The organism is Oceanihabitans sediminis, assembly GCF_003337215.1.
Taxonomy (GTDB): Bacteria; Bacteroidota; Bacteroidia; order Flavobacteriales; family Flavobacteriaceae; genus Oceanihabitans; species Oceanihabitans sediminis.
This window is the reverse complement of the sequence record NZ_QPIG01000001.1, coordinates 289,222-309,899: the sequence shown is the minus strand read 5'-3', so window position 1 is coordinate 309,899 and position 20,678 is coordinate 289,222. Positions and strand designations below refer to the sequence as shown.

Below are 20,678 nucleotides of genomic sequence, written 5' to 3'. Positions count from 1 at the left end.
TGTTATATTTAGTAATAAAATTATTATTTTTACTATACAACATTTGACCAAAAACCAAAGGATATGTCAAAATTTGGAGAAATTATAGATGTAGAAACTCCTGTGCTCTTAGACTTTTTTACAGAGTGGAATGAACAATCTACAGCAATGCATTCTATACTAAGAGATGTAGCGGCTGCGCTTGGTGATAAGGTGAAAGTTATTAAAATTGATGTAGATAAAAACCGAGAATTGGCTGAAGCTTTACGTGTTAAAAAACTTCCAACATTAATAATCTACAAAAATGGCGAAATGAAATGGAGGCAAACAGGGGAGCATGATGCCAATACGTTAATTAACCTTATTCAAACTTACGTTTAGAATTATAAAGCTTTAAAAGTATAGCCTTTTTTACTAAAAAACGCTAGTGTTCTTGGTAAAGCATACTGTAAGTTCTTAGAGGCTTTTACACTATCATGAAATACAACAACACTTCCAGAATCTGCCTTTGAAATCACATTGTTTAAGCATCTTTCTTTAGAAACAGAAGCGTCCCAATCTATTGAAAGTACATCCCACATGATTACTTTATAGCCTATTTTTAGCAATTCTGAACCTTGTTTTGGGCTTATTTGTCCGTAAGGAGGGCGAAAAAGTTTTACCTCTTCTAATTTTTCTTTTCCAGTTGCAGTGTCAATTACCTCTTGTGCCTTCTTTACATTCGCTAAATAGTCTTCTGCCGAAGTTTTCCAGCCTTTTATATGGTTGTGGGTATGGTTCCCTATAGAATGTCCTTCTTTTAATATATCATAAAAGATTTTAGGGTGTTTTTCAATATTATTTCCAATACAGAAAAAGGTGGCTTTAGCATTGTATTGCTTAAGAGTTTCTAAAGTCCATTTTGTGATTTCGGGTGTCGGGCCATCATCGAAAGTCAAGTAAATTTCCTTTGCGTTCGTCTTTATATCCCATATATAGTTTGGGAAGATTTTTTTAACGACTAAAGGTGTTTTTACTGGAGTTAAATTCATGATGCTACTTTCGTGTTGCTACTAAAGCAAATCTCCTTAAAAACGCTTAATTTTAGCTTTTAAGGAGATTTGTAAAGGTATTATATGGAAATAATCTTCTTAATCTAAAAACTGCTCGTCTGCCTCATCGTAACCAGAATTAAAATGGCTAAACAATTGTAAGAAGTTAGTAAATGTTTTGCTTTCTTTTTCTGCAAACTCATTATCGTAATTAATTACTACATCTACTAATGCTTTGTAGCGTTCAATATCTGTAATAATTTCCTCACCAAGTTCTCTTTGTTTTCTATGGTCTAATGAACTGTAATAATTTAAGTTTTCTTGGTACTTAATACTTACGTCTTTAAAAAGTTTACGGGCTTTTTCTTTAGCGCCAACTTCGTAATAAGCACTAATATAAGGCTCTAATAAAGTGTAGTAACCAAAGTATTCTACAGGCATCTTTTCCATTGCAAGGTCTGCAATTTCTTCTGCTTTTTTAGGCTTGTCCTCATTGATAAACTGCTCTACTAAGCGCGCTAAATTTCCTCTGTAAGTAATAGAATTTGTTCTAGTCTCCACATCGTGATAAATATCCGGACTATTACTGTTACCCCAATCCCATTTTTTAACAATATTATACATGGTTTCGCTATCAACTCTTCCCATATCAAACGGGTTTGCTCTATCTACAGGAGTTTTGATAGGTACTAGTTTGTAGCATAGTCCATCTAATTGTAAATAGTCTTTCATCCAAATATAATCTTCTTCGTTATAAGCGCCACCTGTAAAGTAAATAGGTCTTTTCCAATCATTATTAGCAATAATGTCTAGCATTAATAATCGGTTTTTAAACAAGGCGCTTCCACCTATTTTAATATCTATATAGTCAACAATCTTATCGGCGTCTTTCTCTTTTACGATTCCGTATTTTAATACGTTTTCTTTATTAACCGGAATTCTAATATTTTCAACAGGTAAATAGTTAGAATTTACTAATTGACTTGGGTAATTGTTAGGATCATCTCCTTGTTGTCTGATGATGTAACTAAGTTTTGTTCTTGGCTCATCACTTCCTACAAAGTCTAAGAAGTCTTTAATCATCAAGGTGTCTCTAGAGACTAATCGCTTAGCTATATAATCTCTAGTACCGTGCTTATATTGGTCGTGAGTAAACTGAGATGGTATTGGGTCACTTTGATACGACTTGCGTTTCATTTGATCGATATACCAATCTGTTTGGAATAAGCTTGTATTGATAATACGAACATCTGTTCTGTGTCCTTCAATTTCTTGCGCATACCAAAGTGGGAAGGTGTCGTTATCACCAATAGTAAACAATATGGCATTTTCCTCACAAGAGTCTAAGTACATTCTTGCCATTGCTTCAGCAGTGTATTTGTTAGATCTATCATGATCGTCCCAATTGTTTGCTGCTAAAATTCCAGGAACTAAAACTAAACAAACTAATGTAATAGAAGGTGCTAGTAAATTAGAAGAAACATATTTTCTTAATCCGTCATATATAGCATAAACTCCAAAACCAATCCATAGTGCAAATACATAGAAAGATCCTACAAGGGAGTAGTCTCGCTCTCTAGGTTCAAATGGTCTTACGTTGGTATAAACTTGAATTGCTATTCCTGTAAAAAGGAAAAATACTAGCATGTTCCAGAAAACTTTTTTGTCTCTATTGAATAAAAAGAACAGACCTATAAGCCCTAAGATGAGCGGTAAAAAGTAGTAGGTATTTCTTCCCTTATTGTTTTTTACATCACTAGGTAAGTTTTCTTGAGATAAACCTAGGTGCCATTCGTCTATAAAATTAATTCCACTAATCCAGTTTCCGTGGTTGTCATATTTTCCTTGAATATCATCTTGTTTTCCGGTGAAATTCCACATAAAATACCTCCAGTACATATACCCTAATTGGTATTCAAACATGTAAATAATATTACTTATTAAAGAAGGTTTTTCAATATCTAAATATTGACCAAATTGCTTTAAAAAGTTATGATAATCTTCGTAACCAATTAATCCATTAGAAAGATCTGTTCTAAAATCAAAAATCGATTTTCTTAGCTCTTCTTCTAGTTGGTATTCAGGTTTCAGTTTAAAATCTAAAATACCAGTAAACATTAAATAGTTTTTGGCATTATCTGGACTCCACATTCTAGGTAGGAGAGAGGCGTGTTTATGGTTGTAGTTTTGCTTCGCTTTTTTGTAGTCATTTACAACAACATACTTGCCATTAACTTCGTCTTTCTCATATTTAGGCTTATCATCTATATATGGCTCAATTTCATCTAATCCAGAATACTGATCTGTAAACTGCGGGCCGTAAAACAAATGTGTTTCTGGGTATTGTTCTAAATTATAGTAAGCTAAAAGCTCTCTTGCACTAGAAGGGTTGTTTTCATTTACAACAACATTGGCATTTGCTCTTATAGGAAGCATAGTCCATGAAGAGAATCCAATCATAATAAAAGTAACACAAAGAATTGCTGTGTTTAAGTGAATGTAGTTTTTCTTTCTTGTGTAATCTAATCCGTAATAAATAGCTCCAACTAAAAGAACCAGCGCGATGATAGTTCCGGAGTTAAACGGAAGCCCTACAGTATTCACAAAGAAAATTTCTAAAACACTAAAGTATCTTAAAATATTAGGAGCAAGTAGTTTGAAGATGACAAGTAAAATAGCTACTGCTACCACATTGGCAACAATAAAGTTTTTTACAGTTACTTCTTTATAGTTTTTAAAGAAATAAATTAAACCTATTGCAGGAATAGTCAATAACCCCATGAAATGTACTCCAAAAGAAAGCCCGATAATAAAGGCTATTAAAATAAGCCAACGGTTTCCCCTAGGTTTGTGCATATCCTGTTCCCAACGAAGCCCTAGCCAGAATAATACAGACATAATTAAGGTTGCCATGGCGTACACCTCTGTTTCTACAGCATTAAACCAAAAAGAATCTGTAAAAGTAAAAGCCAAACTGCCTACAAGTCCAGAGCCAAGAATAGCAATATATTGTTGTTTTGTTAATTGTTCGTTTGATTTGTTTTCTTCGCATGAAGCGTTAGTAAAACCAATTATCTTTTTAAGTAAAAGTGTAATGGTCCAAAACATAAATATAATGGTGAATGCACTAGAAAAAGCACTCATCATATTCATTACAAATCCAATTTGTGCAGGATCCATAGCAAACATAGAAAAGAATGCACCCATCATTTGAAATAGGGGAGCACCTGGTGGGTGACCAACTTGCAGTTTAGAAGAAGTTAAAATATATTCTCCAGCATCCCAAAAGCTAACGGTAGGTTCAACTGTTAAACTATAAGTGATTAAAGCTATAAAAAAAGAAAACCAACCTAAAATGGTATTCCACTTTTTGAAATTGAAGTCTATCATGTAAAATCTATGTTGTTAACTTGGCGAATTTAATAATAAATATCAAAGAAGCACAAAATTTAAGCTTTTCATAACTTATTTAATAGGTAATTAGGCTTGTAGATGTTTTAAAAACAAAATACGGTGAGGTGTAAAAGTGCTTGCAAATGTTAAAAAGTAAAATTTTTTAATTTTTCTTCAAAAAAGACTTGCACAAACAAAAGTTTGTTTTAAATTTGCACTCGCAATTTAAGCATTGGCCTATGGTGTAACTGGCAACACGTCTGGTTTTGGTCCAGAAGAGTCTAGGTTCGAGCCCTAGTAGGCCAACAAAAAAGTCTTCCCAAAAGGAAGACTTTTTTATTTACATAAGTTTTTATAATTATATCTTAAAGGTGATTACCGGTCTTTTAGCGTGATTTACAAGGTCTTCGCTGATGCTTCCGTTAAAGAAATGTGCAATACCTTGTCTTCCGTGTGTGCTTATTCCTATTAAATCAGCTTCTACTTGGTGAGAAAAATTCAGTATACCTTTCTCTACTGTAGAGTCGTTAAAAATATTTACTTCGTAATTATCAAACTCAAAACCTTCAATAAATTTAGCTATTCTAGCTTTTGCATCGGGTGTTGTGGTGAAATTGTTCACTGTATTTACAAACAGTAAATGTATTTTAGAATTAAAAAACTTCGCAAATTCAATGGCTTGTCTATAAGTTTCTTTGTTGTCGTTTTTAAAATCGGAAGCGAATACAAAATCACTTACAGTAAAACTCTCGTGTTTATTTTTAATAACAAGCACCGGTATTTCAGATGTTCTAACCACTTTTTCAGTGTTAGACCCAATAAACATTTCTTTAAGTCCGGTAGCTCCATGTGATCCCATAACAATCATATCAATATTGTTTTCATCACAGGTTTTTTTGATACCGTCAAAAGTTTGTTGGAAATCTACCGTTTCATGAACAGTAATTCCCTTTAAAAAGTCTTCTGCTAGTAATTCTTCAAAGCGTTTTTGTGCCAATTTCATAAAAAATACCGCCTCAGGTAAGTCTCCTCCACCTACTACACCCATCTCTGTAATTTGGTTAATTGGGAGTTCTACCATATGTAATAAATGGATTTCTCCATTATTTTTTCTTGCCAATTGTGCTGCGACTTCAAGCGCGTAAGCTGCTTGTTCTGAAAAGTCTGTAGGAACGAGTATTTTTTTCATATATTTATTGAATTTAATTAAAAAGAAATAGCCCTTTAAAGTTAAGAAATTAAAATGACATTTCAAACCTTATTGATTTTCAATAAAAAATTGTATATTTGCATCGTTGAAACGAAAAAGAAAAGATGAGGGGGCGAAAAGCCCCCTCTTTTTATACCAATAAATGTTTAAGAATACCGTACAAGAATTATTAGCACAAGGTTTAGAAGAGAAACCTGATCTATTTCTAATAGATTTATCTATTGCACCAGACAATGCCATTAAAATTATAATTGATGGTGATAACGGCGTGACTGTAGAGGACTGTATGTTCATTAGCAGAGCTATAGAGCATAATTTAGATAGAGAAGAACAGGATTTTTCATTAGAAGTAGCGTCTGCAGGAGCAACATCTCCATTAACGCATAAAAGACAATACATTAAAAATATTGGAAGATCTTTAGAAGTTAAGACACAAACAGAAACCATTGAAGGGGCGCTAACAGAAGCTACCGAAGATGAAATTACTTTGCAGTGGAAGAGCAGAGAGCCAAAACCAATTGGTAAAGGTAAAGTGACAGTCCAAAAACAGGCAAATATTGCCTACGAAAATATTGTAGAAGCAAAAGTTATGATTAAATTTTAATTTAAAGGAGTTATGGAAAATCTTGCATTAATTGAATCTTTTTCAGAATTCAAAGATGATAAATTAATAGATCGTGTAACCTTAATGGCAATTTTAGAAGATGTTTTTAGAAATGCTTTAAAAAAGAAATTTGGTGATGATGATAATTTTGATATCATTATTAACCCAGATAAAGGAGATTTAGAAATTTGGAGAAATAGAGTAGTAGTTGCAGATGGTGAAGTAGAAGAGCCAAATCAAGAAATATCTTTATCAGAAGCACGTAAAATTGAGCCGGATTTTGAAGTTGGTGAAGATGTATCTGAAGAAGTTAAATTAATAGATCTTGGTCGCCGTTCTATATTAGCACTGCGTCAAAACTTAATCTCTAAAATACACGAACACGACAACACTAATATCTATAAGCAATTTAAAGATATTATTGGTGAAATATATACAGCAGAAGTACACCATATTCGTCACAGAGCTGTAATTCTTTTAGATGATGATGGAAACGAAATCATCTTACCAAAAGATAAACAAATTCCTTCCGATTTCTTCCGTAAAGGAGATAACGTAAAAGGAGTTATTGAAAATGTAGAGTTAAAAGGAAACAAGCCTGCAATAATTATGTCTAGAACATCACCATTGTTCTTAGAAAAATTATTCGAGCAAGAAATTCCAGAAGTTTTTGATGGCTTAATCACTATCAAAAATGTAGTAAGAATACCAGGTGAAAAAGCAAAAGTAGCTGTAGATTCTTATGATGATAGAATTGATCCAGTAGGAGCATGTGTGGGTATGAAAGGATCAAGAATTCACGGAATTGTTCGTGAATTAGGAAACGAAAATATTGATGTAATTAATTATACAACTAATTTACAGTTGTATATTACACGAGCATTAAGTCCTGCTAGAGTAACATCTATCAAGATTGATGAAGAAAATAAAAGAGCTGAAGCAATTTTAAAACCAGAAGAAGTAAGTAAAGCAATCGGGCGTGGAGGACACAATATCCGTTTAGCAGGAAAACTAACAGGTTACGAAATTGATGTATTTAGAGAAGGAGCTGAAGAAGACGTAGAATTACGTGAATTCTCAGATGAGATCGAAGGATGGATTATAGACGAATTTAGCAAAGCTGGGCTTGACACAGCAAAAAGTGTACTAGAACAAGAAGTAGCAGACCTTGTGAAACGTACAGATTTAGAAGAAGAAACAATTAACGAAGTTATTAGAATTCTGCGAGCAGAATTTGAAGACTAACAATTTTTTAGGTTATATTACAAGCAATTTATGGCTGGAACAGTAAGATTAAATAAAGTATTACGTGAGCTTAACATCTCTATAGATCGTGCAGTGGATTTTTTAGTATCTAAAGGCATCGAAATAGAGAAGCGTCCTACTACAAAAATTTCAGAAGAGGTATATAAGGTCCTTTCTGATGAATTTCAAACAGATGCATCCAAGAAAATGGCATCTAAAGAAGTTAGTGAAGCTAAGCAAAAAGAAAAGGAAGCTCTACGTTTACAACGCGAAAGAGAACTAGAAGAAAAGCGATTAGCAGAAGCTAAAAAAGAAGAAGCTAGACTAGCTGCAGAAGCAGAAGTTGTTAAGGCTAAAACTACCCTGTCTGGACCTAAACAGGTTGGTAAAATTGACTTAGAGCCAAAAGCGAAAAAGTCAAAAGAAAAGCCTGCAGAAAAAACTGCAAAGGTGGAAAAGCCTGCAGAAACTCCTGTTGAAAAACCAAAAGAAGCTGTGAAAGCACCAGCTAAAGAAGAGGCTAAACCTAAAACCGACGAAGTTAAGCAAGAGAAATCGGTTAAAGAAGAAGCTGCTCAAAAGCCTAAAGAAGTTAAAAAAGAAAAAGTAGCTGAAACCGAAGCGCCTAAAAAAGTACAGAAAGTTAAAAAGGTAGAAAAAGTAGAAAAACCTGCCGCTGCTAAAAAAGAAGAACCTAAAACAGAAGAGCAACCTGCAGAGCCAGAAGTTGTAGAAACGAAATATCAAAAACTTTCAGGTCCTAAAATTGCAGGTGATAAAATTGACTTAAGCCAATTTAATAAGCCAAAAAAGAAAAAGGACGATAAGAAAGGTGATAAATCTTCAGATAATAAACGTAAACGTCGTAGAATCTCTAAACCAGGTGATAACAAACCAGGAGCAGCAGCTTCAGGAGGAAACAGTAGGTATAAAGGGAATAAATCAGCACCAGGCAAAGGAAGAAGAAACATTGTAAAAGAGGAGCCTAGTGAAGAGGATGTGAAAAAACAAGTACGTGAAACTCTAGAAAAACTTCAAGGGAAGACAAGTAGAGGGAAAGGTGCTAAATATAGAAGAGACAAAAGAGAGCTTCATAGAGAGCAAACAGAATTAGATCAGCAAATAGAAGCTGCAGAAAGCAAAATCCTTAAAGTAACAGAGTTTGTTACAGCAAGTGAAGTTGCAACCATGATGGATGTGCCAGTTACACAAATTATATCAGCATGTATGTCGCTTGGTATGATGGTAACAATGAACCAACGTTTAGATGCAGAAACACTTTCTATTGTAGCAGACGAGTTTGGTTATAAAGTTGAATTTATAACAGCAGATTTAGACGAAACTATAGAAGAAGTTGAAGATAAGCCAGAAGATTTAAAACCACGTGCACCAATTGTAACAGTAATGGGTCACGTAGATCACGGTAAAACATCGCTTCTTGATAATATTCGTAAAGAAAACGTTATCGCAGGAGAGTCTGGTGGAATTACACAGCACATCGGTGCATACGGAGTTACTTTAGATAACGGGCAAAAAATAGCATTCTTAGATACTCCTGGTCACGAGGCCTTTACGGCAATGCGTGCTCGTGGAGCTCAAGTAACAGATATCGCTATTATTGTTGCAGCTGCAGATGATGACATCATGCCGCAAACAAAAGAAGCAATTTCTCATGCTCAAGCAGCAGGAGTGCCAATTGTTTTTGCAATTAATAAAATTGATAAACCAACTGCTAATCCAGAAAGAATTAAGGAAAGATTAGCACAAATGAACTTATTAGTAGAAGATTGGGGAGGTAAAATTCAGTCTCAAGATATTTCTGCAAAAATGGGTACAGGGGTTAAAGAATTACTAGAGAAAGTATTATTAGAGGCAGAACTTTTAGAATTAAAAGCAAACCCAGATAAGCTTGCTCAAGGTACTGTAGTAGAAGCGTTCTTAGATAAAGGTCGTGGATATGTGTCTACCGTATTAGTACAAGCAGGAACATTACGTGTTGGTGATTACATTTTAGCTGGTAAAAACAGCGGAAAAGTAAAAGCAATGCATGATGAGCGTGGAAAAGAAATTAAAGAGGCAGGACCTTCAACACCAGTATCTGTTTTAGGATTAGATGGAGCACCACAAGCAGGTGATAAGTTCAATGTTTTTGAAGACGAACGTGAAGCAAAACAAATTGCTACAAAACGTACACAATTACAACGTGAGCAATCTGTACGTACACAACGTCATATTACTTTAGATGAAATCGGACGTAGAATTGCACTTGGTGATTTCCAAGAATTAAACATTATCCTAAAAGGTGATGTGGATGGATCTGTGGAAGCATTAACAGATTCTTTCCAGAATTTATCTACGGAAGAAATTCAAATCAATATCATACATAAAGGTGTTGGGCCAATTACAGAAAGTGATGTATTATTAGCTTCGGCTTCTGATGCTATCATTATCGGATTTAACGTTCGTCCAATGGGTAATGCACGTCAAATAGCAGATAAAGAAGAAATCGATATCAGAACTTATTCTATTATCTATGATGCTATCAACGATCTTAAAGATGCAATGGAAGGAATGTTATCTCCAGAGCTTAGAGAAGAGATTACCGGTACTGCAGAAATTAGAGAAATATTTAAAGTTTCTAAAATTGGAAGTATTGCTGGATGTATGGCATTAACTGGTAAGATTTATAGAAGTTCAGGAATACGTTTAATTCGTGATGGAGTAGTTGTATTTACAGGAGAATTAGCTTCTTTAAAACGATTTAAAGATGATGTTAAAGAAGTTTCTAAAGGATATGATTTCGGTACACAAATTAAAAACTACAACGATATCAAAGAAGGTGACATCATTGAAGCTTTCCAAGAAGTTGAAGTAAAAAAGAAATTGAAATAAATTCAACACTTATAAAATTAAAAAAGGCGACCAATGGTCGCCTTTTTTGTTTCAATGGCTGGATGTATCTTAGTTGTGGAATCTTTCTTTAAAACTATTCAAAAGTGCTTGTAAAGTACTTTTGAATAGTTAGAATTAAAAAAATAAGCCTTCAAAGTTTAATCCCTTGAAGGCTTTTCATTTTTGATCTCTTATAAAGGTTATATCTTATCTGTTTTAGGTTTAAATCTAAAAGCATTTGGGAAGGTTTTTTTTATCTCTAATAATGCGCGATCGGCTTCTAAATGCGATTTAAAACTTCCAACCCATATTTTGTAGTTAGGAGTTTCATAAACTAATTTACTTCGCCATTTCGTAAAAGTGTTTTTAAATTCCGCCTGACTTTCTTCAGCAGCACCTCTTCTTCCAGAGAATATTTGTATTCTGTAACGGTCTTTAGAGTCTTCATTTGTGTTTATTTCCTTCTTTAACTCTAATAAACGGGTAATTTCACTGTCTTGATTCACTATAACATCCCCTTGTTGTGCAAAGTTAGCACTTGTAAATGCTAGTGAAATTGCGAAAAATATACCTATGGACTTTGTTCTTAATAATGTCATATTCAATACTATTTAATGCAAATGTAAATCTAATTAACTTAATTGTTGTAAAAATTGTTATTTAGAATTCCTCTAAATTAGCAATTAACAGTTCGCTAACATTTCTAAAATCGACTTTTAATATTACTTTTGCTTGAGATTTTATAACTGTATTTTTTCTTTATGTTAATGAAAAAACCATACCAAAGTTTAGAAGTTAATCCAACAAATAATATGAAACAGGTGATTCGCCGTAAATTAAGTGCATCCATTTTACGCTTAAGTTTAGTTTTTTTACTTACGTTTTCAATTACGCTTTCTGCGCAAGAAGGTGATCCAGCTAAAGGTAAGTCTTTATTTAATTCGAATTGTGCAGCATGTCATCAGCTAGATAAGAAAATGACAGGGCCTGCTTTACGTAATGTAATGCAGAGATTAGAAGATAGTGAAGGTTTAGACAGAGAGTGGATGAATGCTTGGATTCGTAACAGTGCTGGAATGGTTAAGTCTGGAGATGCTTACGCAAACAAGATTTATAATGAGTACGGTGGTGCTGCCATGACTGCTTTTCCACAATTATCAGATCAAGATATTTCAGATATTTTGGCATATACAGCAGAGGAGGTTCAGGCTCCTGCAGCAGGTGCTGCTCAGGTTGGTGCTGCTCCAGTAGCTGGTGAAGGGGATAGTGTTTCTAATAAATTAATCTTAGGAGCCCTAGCAGTATTGTTTGGTTTATTAGCATTTGCATTAATGTTAGTAAATAAAACATTACGCAACTTTGCGGAAGCTAAAGGTGTAGATCTTTCTGAAGATAAAAGTATTCCACTTTGGAAAGCTTTTGTAAAGAATCAATTCTTAGTAATTGTAACTGTTATTATCTTTTTATTAGCAGCTGCTTACTTCGCATTTGGTTACTTTATGCAAATTGGTGTGGATCAAGGGTATCAGCCAGTACAGCCAATTCACTTCTCTCACAAAATTCACGCAGGTGATAATGGTATTGATTGTAAATACTGTCACTCATCAGCAAGAGTTAGTAAGACTTCAGGTATTCCTTCTTTAAATGTTTGTATGAACTGTCACAAATCAGTTTACGAATATACAGGAGAAACTACTGCTGAATACTCAAAAGAGTTCTATGACGGAGAGATTCAAAAATTATACGAAGCTGCAGGATGGAGTGATGCAGATCAAAAATATACAGGAGAAGCAAAACCAGTAAAATGGATTCGTATTCATAACTTACCTGACTTTGCTTACTTTAACCACTCGCAACACGTAACAGTTGCAGGATTAGAGTGTCAAACATGTCACGGTCCTGTAGAGGAGATGGAGATTATGTACCAACACTCTCCATTAACAATGGGATGGTGTGTTAACTGTCACAGAGATACAAATGTTAAAGTAAAAGACAACGCATACTATACAAAAATTCACGAAGAGTTATCTAAAAAATACGGTGTAGAAGAGTTAACTGCTGCACAAATGGGTGGATTAGAATGTGGAAAATGTCACTACTAATATTGTTTTAGTAATTTCTGAAAAATCGAAATCTCTTTAAGAGAAATAAAAATTAATAATAAGAAGTAATTCAATTATATAATATGTCATCAAACAAGAAATACTGGAAAAGTGTTGAGGAGCTAAACGAAAATAGTTCTATTGTTGAGGCGCTAAAACAAAACGAATTTGTAGAAGAAATACCTACTGATGAATTTTTAGGAGATAAAGATACATTAGAAGCGTCTACTACTACACGTCGTGATTTCTTAAAATATGTTGGTTTTAGTACAGCTGCAGCATCTCTTGCTGCCTGTGAAGGGCCAGTTATTAAGTCAATTCCTTATGTAGTGCAACCAGATACTATTATTCCTGGTGTAGCAAACTACTATGCAACTACCATTGCAGACGGATTTGACTTTGCATCTGTTTTAGTTAAGACTCGCGAAGGTCGTCCTATTAAAATCGAAAACAATACTATGGCTGTTTCTAACGGAAACGCTAATGCTAGAGTAAACGCTTCGGTTTTAGGATTGTATGATAGTTTAAGAGTTCAAGGTCCAGTTCATGGAGAGGATTATATCTCATGGACGGAGTTGGATAAAAATGTCATGCAAAAACTGGAGGATTTAAAAGGATCCGATAAGGATATTGTGTTATTAACACAAACTTTTGCCAGTCCATCAACTTCTAAGTTAATTTCAGAATTTAAAGAAAAATACGGTAATGTTCGTCATGTAGTTTATGATGCTGTTTCAGAATCTGCTGCATTAGATGCTTACCAAGCTAAGTACGGTGAACGTGGTTTAGCTAATTACGATTTTTCTAAAGCAATGACTATTGTGTCTGTTGGTGCAGACTTCTTAGGAGATTGGCAAGGAGGAGGATTTGACTCTGGCTATGCGAAGAACAGAATTCCTGAAAACGGAAAAATGTCTCGTCATATTCAGTTTGAATCTAACATGTCTTTAGCTGGTGCAAATGCAGATAAACGTGTTCCTTTAACAGTAAGTCAACAAAAAATAGCTTTAGCTAAATTACATTCTTATATAGTTGGAGGTTCTGTTTCAGGACAATTACCAGAAGGAGTTGATAAAGTTGTACAACAAGCAGCTTCACAACTTAAAAAAGCTGGTAGTAGTGCAGTTGTTGTAACAGGTTTACAAGATGTAAATGCACAAACAGTTGTTTTTGAAATCAACGAAGCTTTAAACTCTAAAGCATTCGATCCAAAAACACCTATCAAAACAAGACAAGGAAATGATAAAGCGGTAAATACTTTAATTGCTGATATGAAAGCAGGAAAAGTAGGAGCTTTAATCATGAGTGGAGTAAATCCATTATATACATTACCAAATGCTTCTGAATTTGCAGAAGGATTAAAAAACACGGAAACTTCGGTTACCTTTAGCATGAAAGCAGATGAAACTGCTTTAGCTACTACTTATATTGCAGCAGCACCTCACTACTTAGAGTCTTGGGGAGATGTTGAAATGAAGAAAGGGCACTATGCTTTAATGCAACCAACAATCCGACCTTTATTTGATACAAGACAATTCCAAGATTCCTTATTGAAATGGATTGGAAATGATACTTCGTATGCAGATTATATCAAGGAAACTTGGAAAACAAACATACTTAACGGATCTTCTTACAACAAAGCTTTACACGATGGTGTATTTGTTGGAGGAGCTTCAACGGTTGAAGATATTGCTTCTGAAGCTGTTGAAACAGAAGAAACTGCTCCATCAGCAGGAAATGCAGCTAGAGATTTAGCAAATTCAGTTAAAGCTTCAGAATTCGAGTTAGTATTATATACCAAAGTAGGTATGGGAGACGGACAACAAGCTAATAACCCATGGTTACAAGAGTTCCCGGATCCAATTACAAGAACAACTTGGGATAACTACTTAACAATGTCTAGTGCTGACGCTAAGAAACTTGGTGTTAAAAACTGGCATGTTGCAACAGGTGGTTTAAACTCTAGCTTAGTTGAATTAACAGTAAACGGACAAACAGTTACTGTTCCTGTAATTATTCAACCAGGTCAAGCTAACGGAACCTTAGGATTCTCTTTCGGTTTTGGTAGAACAAATGGTTTAAAAGAAGAAATGCAAACGGGAACGAATGCATATCCTTTATACAAAGACTTTAAAAATGTACAAACAGACGTTACTATAAATGTAGTATCTGGTGAGCATGAATTTGCTTGTGTACAATTACATAATACATTAATGGGTCGTGGAGATATCATTAGAGAAACTACTCTAGAGATATTTAATACGAAAGATAAAAAGGAATGGAATGCTGTTCCTGTAGTGTCTTATAACCACGAAGAAATTCCAGTAACATCAAAAGATGCAAACCTATGGGATGATTTCGATCGTTCTATTGGTCACCATTTCAACTTATCTATCGACTTAAACGCTTGTACAGGTTGTGGAGCATGTGTTATTGCTTGTCACTCTGAAAACAACGTTCCTGTTGTAGGTAAAGAAGAAATGAGAAGAAGCCGTGATATGCACTGGTTACGTATTGATAGATACTATTCTTCTGAAGAATCTTTCGGTGACGATTTAGAAAAGAAAAACAATATTTCTGGTTTAAGTAGTTCATTAAGTGAATTTGGTGAATTAGAGCAAGCTTCTGAGAATCCTCAAGTAGCTTTCCAACCAGTAATGTGTCAGCACTGTAACCACGCACCTTGTGAAACAGTTTGTCCTGTTGCAGCAACCTCTCATGGTCGTCAAGGTCAAAACCACATGGCTTATAACCGTTGTGTAGGTACTCGTTACTGTGCAAACAACTGTCCTTATAAAGTACGTCGATTCAACTGGTTCTTATATAGCCAAAACGATGAGTTTGATTACCACATGAACGATGATTTAGGTCGTATGGTATTAAACCCAGACGTAGTAGTACGTTCTCGTGGAGTTATGGAGAAATGTTCTATGTGTATCCAAAAAACACAAAAAACAATTCTTGATGCTAAGCGTGAAGGACGTGAGATTAAAGACGGTGAATTCCAAACAGCATGTTCTGCAGCTTGTGGTAACGGAGCAATGGTATTTGGAGATATAAACGATAAAGATTCTAAAGTTGCAAAACTTAGAGAAGATAAACGTAAGTATCACTTATTAGAGTATGTTGGAACTCAGCCAAACGTGCTGTACCATACGAAAGTGAGAAATACAACTGAAGCATAAAAGATTAATTAAGAAACAATTATAAAGCATTATGGCGTCTCATTACGAAGCACCTATTAGAAGACCTTTAGTTACAGGGGAAAAATCATATCACGATGTTACTGTTGATGTGTCTAGACCTATAGAAGGTAAAGCAAATAAACAATGGTGGATAGTATTTTCTATAGCATTAGTTGCTTTTCTTTGGGGAATAGGATGTATACTATACACGATATCTACAGGTATTGGAACTTGGGGTTTAAATAAAACCATTGGTTGGGCCTGGGATATTACAAACTTTGTTTGGTGGGTAGGAATTGGTCACGCAGGAACACTTATTTCTGCAGTACTTTTACTTTTCCGTCAAAAATGGAGAATGGCAATTAACCGTTCTGCAGAAGCGATGACAATTTTCGCAGTAGTTCAAGCTGGTTTATTCCCGCTTATTCACATGGGAAGACCTTGGTTAGGTTACTGGGTATTACCAATTCCAAACCAATTTGGATCTCTGTGGGTAAACTTTAACTCACCGCTACTTTGGGATGTATTCGCAATTTCTACGTATTTATCTGTATCCCTAGTTTTCTGGTGGACAGGTTTATTACCAGATTTTGCAATGATTAGAGACAGAGCTGTAAAACCTTTCCAAAAGAAAATCTATTCTTTATTAAGTTTCGGTTGGTCTGGTAGAGCTAAAGATTGGCAACGTTTTGAAGAAGTATCTTTAGTACTTGCTGGATTAGCAACTCCTTTAGTACTTTCAGTACATACAATTGTATCTTTTGACTTCGCAACTTCTGTTATACCAGGATGGCATACAACAATCTTCCCTCCTTACTTCGTTGCAGGTGCGGTATTCTCAGGATTTGCAATGGTAAATACGCTTCTTATTATTATGAGAAAAGTATCTAACCTAGAAGATTATATTACAATACAACACATCGAGTTAATGAATATCGTAATCATGATTACGGGATCTATTGTAGGTGTGGCTTATATTACTGAGTTATTTATCGCTTGGTATTCTGGTGTAGAGTTTGAGCAATATGCTTTCTTAAATAGAGCAACAGGACCTTACTGGTGGGCTTACTGGGCAATGATGACTTGTAACGTGTTCTCTCCGCAATTCATGTGGTTCAAGAAACTAAGAACAAGTATCATGTTCTCATTCGTAATCTCTATTGTAGTAAATATTGGAATGTGGTTCGAGCGTTTCGTAATTATCGTAACTTCATTACATAGAGACTTCTTACCATCTTCATGGACAATGTTCTCTCCAACGTTTATTGATATAGGTATCTTTATTGGTACAATAGGATTCTTCTTTGTATTATTCTTATTATACTCAAGAACATTCCCTGTAATTGCACAAGCAGAGGTGAAAACTATATTAAAATCTTCTGGAGATAAATACAAAACTATCAGAGAAAGAGGAGATAGTTTAGTAGGAACTGGAGTAGATGCAAGAACTTCTGGAGCACAAGTTAACAAAACTAAAAACGACGAGTAAGTAATATGGAAACGTCTAAAGTAATACACGCTATTTATACAGATGATGATGTTTTAATGAATGCCGTTAAAAGTGTAAGGGCAGAGAAACACCACATTGAAGAAATATATACTCCTTTTCCAGTTCACGGACTAGACAAGGCAATGGGCTTAGCGCCAACAAGATTAGCTATCACTGCATTCTTATATGGAGCTGTAGGTTTAGCAGTATCAATATTCATGATGAAATACATTATGATTGAAGATTGGCCTCAAAACATTGGTGGTAAACCAAGTTTTAGCTTTATTGAAAACATGCCGGCTTTTGTACCTATCATGTTTGAGTTAACGGTATTTTTTGCAGCTCACTTAATGGTAATCACTTTTTACTTACGTAGTAGATTATGGCCATTTAAAGATGCTGAAAACCCAGATCCAAGAACTACAGATGATCACTTTTTAATGGAGATTGCTGTTCATAATAATGAAGAAGCGCTAACCAAATTATTAAAAGAAACCGGAGCTGTAGAAGTTAATATTATTGAAAAAGAAGATGAACATTAATATGAAGAATTTAATCAAAATATTTGTATTAGTAATAGTGGTAAGTTCGGTAGTATCTTGTCAAAAAAATTCAAGACCAAACTATCAGTTTTTTCCTAATATGTACGAAGCTGTACCTTATGAAACGTATAGCGAGTCTGATGCCTTTGCAAATGGGGTAGCAGCTCAATTACCAGTAGACGGTACAATACCAAGAGGATATACTCCTTTTGAAATAGAAAATACACCGGAAGGTTTTGAATATGCTAAAGCTAATTTAAAAAGTCCTTTAGATTCTTCAGAAATCGATACACCAAGAGGTAAAGAATTGTATGATATTTATTGTGGTATTTGCCATGGTAACAAAGGTGCAGGGCAAGGTAACTTAGTAAAACGTGAAAAAATACTAGGTATCCCAAGTTATGCAGATGTTGGTAGAGCAATTACCGAAGGAAGTACTTACCATACTATTTATTATGGTAAAAATGCAATGGGTTCTTACGCAAATCAACTTAATGAAGAAGAGCGTTGGCAAGTTGTTGCTTATGTTTTAAAGTTGAAAGCAGATTTAGAAAAATAAGATCATATAAAGTTTATATATAGATATGTACACATTCTCAAATAAATTAAAGACATTTTCAATTGCACTAATAATTTTAGGATTATTAGGTGTTGGTTATGGTTTTATGACTTCTCATAAATCTTTTGAAGAAGTAGAAACAATACTCGCTGATGAACACCATGGCGAAGAAGTAGCACATGCAGATGATACACACGCTATAACAGCAGAAGCTAAAGCTGATCAACACAAAAAACATGTAGAACATGTACAGCATCAAATAGCAAATAGACCTTGGGCTGCAATTTATGTAGCAGCATTCTTCTTTATGATGATTGCTTTAGGTGTTTTAGCATTCTACGCAGTGCAAAGAGCATCACAAGCAGGTTGGTCTCCAGTATTATTCCGTGTTATGGAAGGTATTTCAACTTATCTTTTACCAGGAGGTTTAATCGTATTAATAATAGCTGGTGCTTCACACTTTATAGGACACAACAATATTTTTGTTTGGATGGATCCTGAAGTAGTAGCTCACGATAAATTAATTCAAGGTAAAGCTGGTTGGTTAAATGTATGGGGCTTCTTAATTAGAGGTATCATTTATTTAGGTGGTTGGGTTCTTTATAGCCACTTTGTACGTAAATTTTCCATCGCTCAAGATACAGCTGAAGACAACAGAAACTTTAAAAAAGCATTCCGTATTTCTGCAGCATTCTTAGTATTCTTCTTATATACAGAATCTATGATGTCATGGGATTGGATTATGAGTGTTGACCCTCACTGGTTCTCTACATTATTTGGATGGTACGTATTAGCAGGAATGTTAGTAAGTGGAATTACTGTTATTGCATTTATAACTCTTTACTTAAAATCTAGAGGATATTTAGAGCATGTAAATGATAGTCACTTACATGATTTAGCTAAATTCATGTTCGGATTCAGTATTTTCTGGGCTTACTTATGGTTCTCTCAGTTCATGTTAATCTGGTACGCAAACATTCCAGAAGAGGTTACTTATTTTGTTGCAAGAGTAAACGATTATAAATTACCATTCTTTGGTATGGTAGTTCTAAACTTAGTGTTCCCATTCTTAATGTTAATGAACAGTGATTACAAACGTCTTCCTTGGTTCGTAGTTATGACTGGTGTTATCATATTAGTTGGTCATTATGTAGATGTTTATACGATGATTATGCCAGCTACTGTAGGTGATAGATGGTCAATAGGAATTCCTGAGATTAGCTCAGTACTTTTATTTGCAGGATTATTCATATTTATAGTATTTAATGCTTTAACAAAAGCACCATTACTACCAAAGAGAAATCCTTTCATAAAAGAAAGTGAAAATTTCCATTATTAATAAAATATAAATAAAGACGATAGACAAAAATGACTGCTTTATTAACAATTTTAGTTTTAGTATGTATAGCAATTGCCATATGGCAACTGGTTAAGATCTTTGATTTAGCTCAAGTAGGTAAATCAAACGACCAAATTGCTACAGATAAGGATAATGCCATAAACGGATATTTAATGATGGGCTTCTTAGCTTTCATTTATATCATTACAATTTGGAGTGTAGTAGAGTTAGGAGATTTACCTCTTCTTTCTAATGCTGCTTCAGAACATGGTGCTCAAATTGATAACTTGATGGTTATCTCTCTTGCAGTAATCTTTATCGTACAAATAATAACACAATTTCTTTTACACTACTTTGCTTATAAGTATAAAGGAGAAAAAGGTAAAACTGCATTATTCTATGCAGATAACAATACCTTAGAATTTATCTGGACTGTAATTCCTGTAGTTGTATTATCTGGTTTAATTATCTACGGATTATTTACTTGGAATACGATTATGAATGTAAGCGAAGACGATGATCCTATTGTAGTTGAATTATATGCACAACAATTTAGCTGGAAAGCTAGATATGGTGGAGCAGATAATACCTTAGGAAAAGCAAACGTACGTTTAATCGATATAGATAGAGCTAATATCTTAGGTGTTGATGAGTCTGACCCTAATGCACAAGATGACGTAATTGTATCTGAAGTACATTTACCAGTAGGTCGTCCAGTATTATTCAAAATACGTTCACAAGATGTTTTACACTCTGCATATATGCCTCACTTTAGAGCGCAAATGAACTGTGTTCCTGGAATGGTTACTCAGTTTGGATTTACTCCAACAATTACAACTGCTGAGATGAGACAAACTCCAGATATGATTGATAAAGTTGCTAAAATCAACAAAATCAGAGCAGAAAAAAGTGAAGAGTTAATCGCTAAAGGTGAACAGCCTCTTGAGAGATATGAGTTTGATTATTTAATATTATGTAATAAGATTTGTGGTAAATCTCATTACAATATGCAAATGAATATTATTGTTGAAACTCAAGAAGAGTTTGATGCATGGATGAAAGAACAAAAAACTTTCAAAAACTCATTAATTAACTAAATTTAATAAGA

Annotated in this window: 14 protein-coding genes, 1 tRNA gene and 1 pseudogene; 12 read left to right on the top strand and 4 right to left on the bottom strand. The window is 34.3% G+C overall.

Features of this window, described 5'->3' with window-relative positions:
- The first annotated feature begins 63 nt into the window (after positions 1 to 63).
- On the top strand, positions 64 to 360 hold the full coding sequence (locus DU428_RS01390; RefSeq protein WP_072348358.1) for a thioredoxin family protein: 297 nt from the start codon (positions 64 to 66) through the stop codon (positions 358 to 360).
- A gap of 2 nt (positions 361 to 362) precedes the next feature.
- Here DU428_RS01390 and DU428_RS01385 read toward each other — a convergent pair whose 3' ends face one another.
- Both DU428_RS01385 and DU428_RS01380 read right to left on the bottom strand, forming a co-directional pair.
- Positions 363 to 1,010 (bottom strand): polysaccharide deacetylase family protein, encoded by a 648-nt coding sequence (locus tag DU428_RS01385; protein WP_113965626.1) that lies wholly within the window; start codon positions 1,008 to 1,010, stop codon positions 363 to 365.
- A 99-nt stretch (positions 1,011 to 1,109) separates the two neighbouring features.
- The gene (locus DU428_RS01380) at positions 1,110 to 4,400 is read right to left on the bottom strand and encodes a glycosyltransferase family 117 protein (RefSeq protein WP_113965625.1); all 3,291 of its coding nucleotides are present in this window, start codon (positions 4,398 to 4,400) and stop codon (positions 1,110 to 1,112) included.
- 236 nt (positions 4,401 to 4,636) lie between these two features.
- Between DU428_RS01380 and DU428_RS01375 the strand changes: the two genes are divergently transcribed.
- Positions 4,637 to 4,709, top strand: a tRNA-Gln gene (locus DU428_RS01375).
- 52 nt (positions 4,710 to 4,761) lie between these two features.
- On the opposite strand, the gene DU428_RS01370 is transcribed toward DU428_RS01375, so the two are convergent.
- Positions 4,762 to 5,592: a universal stress protein gene (locus DU428_RS01370; RefSeq protein ID WP_072348364.1), complete on the bottom strand. Its 831-nt coding sequence runs from the start codon at positions 5,590 to 5,592 to the stop codon at positions 4,762 to 4,764.
- A gap of 163 nt (positions 5,593 to 5,755) precedes the next feature.
- On the opposite strand from DU428_RS01370, the gene rimP reads away from it, so the two are divergent.
- Genes rimP through infB form a run of 3 tightly spaced genes read left to right on the top strand, consistent with a single transcriptional unit; the run spans position 5,756 to position 10,354 of the window.
- Positions 5,756 to 6,217: a ribosome assembly cofactor RimP gene (gene rimP / locus DU428_RS01365; RefSeq protein WP_072348366.1), complete on the top strand. Its 462-nt coding sequence runs from the start codon at positions 5,756 to 5,758 to the stop codon at positions 6,215 to 6,217.
- Between the two features lie 12 nt (positions 6,218 to 6,229).
- Entirely contained in the window at positions 6,230 to 7,462 is a 1,233-nt protein-coding gene (gene nusA, locus DU428_RS01360) for a transcription termination factor NusA (protein ID WP_072348368.1), read from the top strand.
- A gap of 30 nt (positions 7,463 to 7,492) precedes the next feature.
- Positions 7,493 to 10,354: a translation initiation factor IF-2 gene (gene infB, locus DU428_RS01355; protein ID WP_113965624.1), complete on the top strand. Its 2,862-nt coding sequence runs from the start codon at positions 7,493 to 7,495 to the stop codon at positions 10,352 to 10,354.
- Between the two features lie 200 nt (positions 10,355 to 10,554).
- Here infB and DU428_RS01350 read toward each other — a convergent pair whose 3' ends face one another.
- Complete coding sequence (locus DU428_RS01350) at positions 10,555 to 10,953, bottom strand: SPOR domain-containing protein (protein WP_113965623.1); 399 nt, start codon at positions 10,951 to 10,953, stop codon at positions 10,555 to 10,557.
- Positions 10,954 to 11,166: 213 nt separating this feature from the next.
- On the opposite strand from DU428_RS01350, the gene DU428_RS01345 reads away from it, so the two are divergent.
- The 7 genes and pseudogenes from DU428_RS01345 to DU428_RS01315 all read left to right on the top strand — a co-directional run bounded on the left by DU428_RS01345 (position 11,167) and on the right by DU428_RS01315 (position 20,667).
- On the top strand, positions 11,167 to 12,456 hold the full coding sequence (locus DU428_RS01345; RefSeq protein WP_072348911.1) for a c-type cytochrome: 1,290 nt from the start codon (positions 11,167 to 11,169) through the stop codon (positions 12,454 to 12,456).
- 83 nt (positions 12,457 to 12,539) lie between these two features.
- Positions 12,540 to 15,641, top strand: a complete 3,102-nt coding sequence (locus DU428_RS01340; protein WP_113965622.1) for a TAT-variant-translocated molybdopterin oxidoreductase — start codon at positions 12,540 to 12,542, stop codon at positions 15,639 to 15,641.
- A gap of 31 nt (positions 15,642 to 15,672) precedes the next feature.
- Positions 15,673 to 17,094 (top strand): annotated as a pseudogene (gene nrfD / locus DU428_RS01335) (NrfD/PsrC family molybdoenzyme membrane anchor subunit); the annotation flags it as partial.
- A gap of 41 nt (positions 17,095 to 17,135) precedes the next feature.
- Complete coding sequence (locus DU428_RS01330; protein ID WP_072348387.1) at positions 17,136 to 17,672, top strand: DUF3341 domain-containing protein; 537 nt, start codon at positions 17,136 to 17,138, stop codon at positions 17,670 to 17,672.
- Between the two features lies 1 nt (position 17,673).
- Positions 17,674 to 18,231, top strand: a complete 558-nt coding sequence (locus DU428_RS01325; RefSeq protein ID WP_072348914.1) for a c-type cytochrome — start codon at positions 17,674 to 17,676, stop codon at positions 18,229 to 18,231.
- A 25-nt stretch (positions 18,232 to 18,256) separates the two neighbouring features.
- A complete protein-coding gene (locus DU428_RS01320; RefSeq protein ID WP_072348389.1) occupies positions 18,257 to 19,570 on the top strand; it encodes a quinol:cytochrome C oxidoreductase in 1,314 nt (437 codons plus the stop codon).
- 29 nt (positions 19,571 to 19,599) lie between these two features.
- Complete coding sequence (locus tag DU428_RS01315; RefSeq protein WP_072348391.1) at positions 19,600 to 20,667, top strand: cytochrome c oxidase subunit II; 1,068 nt, start codon at positions 19,600 to 19,602, stop codon at positions 20,665 to 20,667.
- Positions 20,668 to 20,678: the final 11 nt, after the last annotated feature.

What these genes read in the sequence shown, in the direction of transcription:
- DU428_RS01340 (WP_113965622.1), top strand. Translation starts at nt 12,540, where the DNA reads ATGTCATCAAACAAGAAATACTGGAAAAGTGTTGAGGAGCTAAACGAA.
- DU428_RS01370 (WP_072348364.1), bottom strand. Translation starts at nt 5,592, where the DNA reads ATGAAAAAAATACTCGTTCCTACAGACTTTTCAGAACAAGCAGCTTAC.
- DU428_RS01385 (WP_113965626.1), bottom strand. Translation starts at nt 1,010, where the DNA reads ATGAATTTAACTCCAGTAAAAACACCTTTAGTCGTTAAAAAAATCTTC.
- DU428_RS01350 (WP_113965623.1), bottom strand. Translation starts at nt 10,953, where the DNA reads ATGACATTATTAAGAACAAAGTCCATAGGTATATTTTTCGCAATTTCA.
- DU428_RS01390 (WP_072348358.1), top strand. Translation starts at nt 64, where the DNA reads ATGTCAAAATTTGGAGAAATTATAGATGTAGAAACTCCTGTGCTCTTA.
- DU428_RS01380 (WP_113965625.1), bottom strand. Translation starts at nt 4,400, where the DNA reads ATGATAGACTTCAATTTCAAAAAGTGGAATACCATTTTAGGTTGGTTT.
- DU428_RS01315 (WP_072348391.1), top strand. Translation starts at nt 19,600, where the DNA reads ATGACTGCTTTATTAACAATTTTAGTTTTAGTATGTATAGCAATTGCC.
- DU428_RS01320 (WP_072348389.1), top strand. Translation starts at nt 18,257, where the DNA reads ATGTACACATTCTCAAATAAATTAAAGACATTTTCAATTGCACTAATA.
- DU428_RS01345 (WP_072348911.1), top strand. Translation starts at nt 11,167, where the DNA reads ATGAAACAGGTGATTCGCCGTAAATTAAGTGCATCCATTTTACGCTTA.
- nusA (WP_072348368.1), top strand. Translation starts at nt 6,230, where the DNA reads ATGGAAAATCTTGCATTAATTGAATCTTTTTCAGAATTCAAAGATGAT.
- DU428_RS01330 (WP_072348387.1), top strand. Translation starts at nt 17,136, where the DNA reads ATGGAAACGTCTAAAGTAATACACGCTATTTATACAGATGATGATGTT.
- infB (WP_113965624.1), top strand. Translation starts at nt 7,493, where the DNA reads ATGGCTGGAACAGTAAGATTAAATAAAGTATTACGTGAGCTTAACATC.
- DU428_RS01325 (WP_072348914.1), top strand. Translation starts at nt 17,674, where the DNA reads ATGAAGAATTTAATCAAAATATTTGTATTAGTAATAGTGGTAAGTTCG.
- rimP (WP_072348366.1), top strand. Translation starts at nt 5,756, where the DNA reads ATGTTTAAGAATACCGTACAAGAATTATTAGCACAAGGTTTAGAAGAG.